The following is a 4409-nucleotide window of genomic DNA, read 5'->3' on the forward strand; positions in this document are numbered from 1 at the left end:
CCGCAGGGTTCTGCGGTTCCGGGCCTCTGTTCAGCCGCTACGGGCGACGGGCGTCTGGCGCGAGGTCAGAAGTCCCAGTCGTCGTCCTCGGTCTCCACTGCCTTGCCGATCACGTACGACGAGCCGGACCCCGAGAAGAAGTCGTGGTTCTCGTCCGCGTTCGGCGAGAGCGCCGCGAGGATGGCCGGGTTGACGTCGGTGTCCTCCTTGGGGAACAACGCCTCGTAGCCCAGGTTCATCAGGGCCTTGTTGCCGTTGTACCGCAGGAACTTCTTGACGTCGTCGGTCAGCCCCAGCTCGCCGTAGAGCGACTCGGTGTACTCCACCTCGTTCTCGTACAGCTCGAAGAGCAGGTCGAACGTGTAGGCCTTGAGGTCGTCCTGCTCGGGCTGCGTCAGCTTCGCGAGGCCCTTCTGGTACTTGTAGCCGATGTAGTACCCGTGGACCGCCTCGTCACGGATGATGAGGCGGATCAGGTCGGCCGTGTTCGTGAGCTTCGCCCGCGAGGACCAGTACATCGGCGCGTAGAAGCCGGAGTAGAACAGGAACGACTCGAGCATCGTCGAGGCGACCTTCCGCTTCAGCGGGTCGTCGCCCCGGTAGTAGTCGAGGACGATCTCTGCTTTCTTCTGCAGGTTCGCGTTGTTCTCGGACCACTCGAACGCCGCGTCGATCTCCGGCGTCGACAGCAGGGTCGAGAAGATCGACGAGTAGCTCTTCGCGTGCACGCTCTCCATGAAGGCGATGTTGGTGTACACCGCCTCCTCGTGCGGCGTGATCGCGTCCGGGATCAGCGACACCGCACCCACCGTGCCCTGGATGGTGTCCAGGAGGGTCAGCCCGGTGAACACCCGCGAGGTCATGGTCTTCTCGTGCTCCGAGAGGGTGTTCCACGACTGGATGTCGTTGGAGACCGGCACCTTCTCCGGCAGCCAGAAGTTGCCGACCAGACGGTCCCAGACCTCGGCGTCCTTCTCGTCCTCGAGGCGGTTCCAGTTGATCGCTGTCACACGATCGATGAGCTTGAGCTTGCCGGTTGGCGACATGGGAGTTCCTTCAGGGGCGGCGGTACGGGCGAGGCTGGCGGCAGGAACCGGTCAGAGCATGCAGGAGACGCAGCCCTCGATCTCGGTGCCCTCCAGTGCCAGCTGACGCAGGCGGATGTAGTACAGGGTCTTGATCCCCTTGCGCCACGCGTAGATCTGCGCCTTGTTGACGTCGCGCGTGGTGGCGGTGTCCGGGAAGAACAGCGTGAGGCTCAGGCCCTGGTCCACGTGCTGCGTCGCCGCGGCGTACGTGTCGATGATCTTCTCGTACCCGATCTCGTACGCGTCCTGGTAGTACTCCAGGTTGTCGTTCGTCATGTACGGCGCCGGGTAGTAGACGCGGCCGAGCTTGCCTTCCTTGCGGATCTCGATCTTGGCCGGCACCGGGTGGATCGACGACGTCGAGTTGTTGATGTAGCTGATCGAGCCCGTGGGCGGCACGGCCTGGAGGTTCTGGTTGTAGATGCCGTGCTCCATGACCGAGGCCCGCAGCTCACGCCAGTCGTCCTGCGTCGGGATCGACACCCCGGCGTCGGCGAACAGGCGCGCGACACGCTCCGTGGCCGGCTTCCACTCCTGCTCGACGTACTTGTCGAAGTACTCGCCCGTCGCGTACTTCGAGTCCTCGAACCCACCGAACTTCTTGTTGCGCTCGATCGACAGGCGGTTGGACGCCCTGATCGCGTGGTACGCGACGGTGTAGAAGTAGATGTTGGTGAAGTCGATGCCCTCTTCGGAGCCGTAGTGGATGCGCTCGCGGGCGAGGTAGCCGTGCAGGTTCATCTGGCCGAGGCCGATGGCGTGGCCCTGCTGGTTGGCCAGCTTGACCGACGGGACGGACTCGATCGACGTCTGGTCGCTCACCGCGGTCAGCGCACGGATAGCGGTGTCGATCGTGCGGCCGAAGTCCGGCGAGTCCATCGCCTTCGCGATGTTCAGCGAGCCGAGGTTGCAGGAGATGTCCCGGCCGACCTCGCTGTACGAGAGGTCCTCGTTGAACGTCGACGGGGTGGAGACCTGGAGGATCTCGGAGCACAGGTTCGAGTGCGTGATGCGGCCCTTGATCGGGTTCGCCGCGTTCACCGTGTCCTCGAACATGATGTACGGGTACCCGGACTCGAACTGCAGCTCCGCGAGCGTCTGGAAGAAGTCGCGTGCGCTGATCGTCGTCTTGCGGATGCGGTCGTCGGCCACGAGCTCGTCGTACTTCTCCGAGATGGAGATGTCCGCGAACGGCACGCCGTAGATCCGCTCGACGTCGTACGGGCTGAACAGGTGCATGTCGGCGTTCTTCTTGGCCAGCTCGAACGTGACGTCCGGGATGACCACACCGAGCGAGAGCGTCTTGATGCGGATCTTCTCGTCCGCGTTCTCCCGCTTGGTGTCGAGGAACCGCATGATGTCGGGGTGGTGCGCGTGCAGGTACACGGCACCGGCGCCCTGACGCGCGCCGAGCTGGTTCGCGTAGGAGAAGGAGTCCTCCAGGAGCTTCATCACGGGGATGACGCCGGACGACTGGTTCTCGATGTGCTTGATCGGCGCACCGTGCTCGCGGATGTTGCTCAGGAGCAGCGCGACGCCGCCGCCGCGCTTGGAGAGCTGCAGCGCGGAGTTGATGCTGCGCGCGATGGACTCCATGTTGTCCTCGATGCGCAGCAGGAAGCAGGACACGGGCTCGCCGCGCTGCGCCTTGCCGACATTGAGGAAGGTCGGCGTCGCCGGCTGGAACCGCCCGGCGACGACCTCCTCGACGATGTCGCGCGCCGTCTGCTCGACGCCGTCGGCCAGGCCGAGCGCGACCATGGCGACACGGTCCTCGAAGCGCTCTAGGTACTTCTTGCCGTCGAACGTCTTGAGCGTGTACGAGGTGTAGTACTTGAAGGCGCCGAGGAACGTCTCGAAGCGGAACTTCTTCGAGTACGCGAGCTGGAAGAGCTCCTTGACGAACGCACGGGAGTACTTGGCCAGCACGGTCGGGTCGTAGTACTTGGCCTCGACGAGGTGGTCGAGCTTCGCGTCGAGCGTGTCGAACTCGACGGTGTTCGGGTTCACGTGCTGCAGGAAGTACTGGCGGGCCGCCTCGCGGTCCTTCTCGAACTGGATCTTCCCGTCCGGCCCGTACAGGTTCAGCATCGCGTTGAGCGAGTGATAGTCCATCTGGATGCTCTCCAGGGGGATCTCGCTCAGCCCTTCACCGTTCAGGCGGAGAGGCTCTGTAGTTGTTGCTGCCAAAATCGTCCCAATCCGTTGCGGACGCGCGCGACGTCCTGCGCGGTGCCAAGTAGTTCGAAGGCGTACAGATACGGGACATCGCACTTCGCGGCGATGATGTCCCCGGTGATGCAGTACGCGGCCCCGAAGTTGGTGTTCCCCGCAGCGATGACGCCGCGGATGAGCGACCGGTTGTGTTCGTCGTTGAGGAACTTCCTCACCTGCCGCGGGACGGCCCCGCCCTCGTTGCCGCCACCGTAAGTGGGGGCCAGGAGGACGTAGGGCTCGTCCACGCGCAGGAATCCGTCGGCGGGGCGCAGCGGGATCCGGTGCACCGGCATCCCCAGCTCTTCGAGAGCAAGCTTCTCGACGAACCGGTGCGTGTTCTCCGACACGCTGGAGAAGTAGACGAGTGAACCCACGTCACGCCTCCTTGCCGACGTTGCGGTAGTACAGGGTGTTGCGCTGGTGCAGGTCAGGCCGAAGCGGCCTGGAGCGCGGCGACCGCGCTGATCTGGTCGGGGCGGAAGCCCGACCAGTGGGTGTCGCCGGCGACGACGACCGGCGCCTGGAGGTACCCGAGGCCGCGGACCATCTCGAGCGCCTCGGCGTCCTGAGTGATGTCGACGACCGTGTACTCGACACCCTTGCGATCCAGTGCCCGGTACGTCGCGTCGCACTGGACGCATGCCGGCTTGCTGTAGACAGTGACGCTCATGTCCGCCTCCTCTGACCTCGAAGGACATCTGTGAACTTACACCGATGTGCTTTGTGAGCGGGTGTGCGTCTCCCGCTGAACCAAACACTACACCTAGTGTCTGACACCCGCCCGGTTACGACATGTTGTGGTTGAGGTCGAGCGGCGCACTACACCGGAACCGCTCGCGACGCCCATGGACCATGCTGCCACGAGCCTCTGACACCGCTCGGTAGGCCGCACGCGCGGCCTCCTGCCGCGGCTCCGGGCCCGGCCCGGTGCACCCCGAGAACCGGCACCTCACGCGCCTGCGAGGGGCCTCGAAGCCCCGAAAAAGTGATCTCAGTTCGCGGCGTGTCGCGCCCGTTCGGCGTGTCCCGCGAGCGCCGAACGGAAGGGTGAACTGGCTCACAACACACGTCGGTGGGCATGACTTCGGTCGGTTGCCTTGAGAT

General features: G+C 64.6%; 4 protein-coding genes. All 4 read right to left on the reverse strand.

Translation table 11 applies throughout. The features are described from left to right. Positions 1–65: 65 nt before the first annotated feature. The 4 genes from nrdF to nrdH are packed head-to-tail and all read right to left on the reverse strand — an operon-like array spanning position 66 to position 3975. On the reverse strand, positions 66–1046 hold the full coding sequence (gene nrdF / locus ACFWE2_RS24660) for a class 1b ribonucleoside-diphosphate reductase subunit beta (RefSeq protein WP_377226847.1): 981 nt from the start codon (positions 1044–1046) through the stop codon (positions 66–68). A 51-nt stretch (positions 1047–1097) separates the two neighbouring features. Continuing rightward, positions 1098–3203: a class 1b ribonucleoside-diphosphate reductase subunit alpha gene (gene nrdE, locus ACFWE2_RS24665; RefSeq protein ID WP_377226848.1), complete on the reverse strand. Its 2106-nt coding sequence runs from the start codon at positions 3201–3203 to the stop codon at positions 1098–1100. Between the two features lie 41 nt (positions 3204–3244). Continuing rightward, a complete protein-coding gene (gene nrdI / locus ACFWE2_RS24670) occupies positions 3245–3679 on the reverse strand; it encodes a class Ib ribonucleoside-diphosphate reductase assembly flavoprotein NrdI (protein WP_377226849.1) in 435 nt (144 codons plus the stop codon). 53 nt (positions 3680–3732) lie between these two features. After that, positions 3733–3975, reverse strand: coding sequence for a glutaredoxin-like protein NrdH (nrdH, locus tag ACFWE2_RS24675; protein WP_020017613.1), 243 nt, complete (start codon positions 3973–3975; stop codon positions 3733–3735). Between the last annotated feature and the right edge of the window lie 434 nt (positions 3976–4409).

Source organism: Promicromonospora sp. NPDC060271 (genome assembly GCF_042726755.1).
Lineage (GTDB): Bacteria > Actinomycetota > Actinomycetes > Actinomycetales > Cellulomonadaceae > Promicromonospora.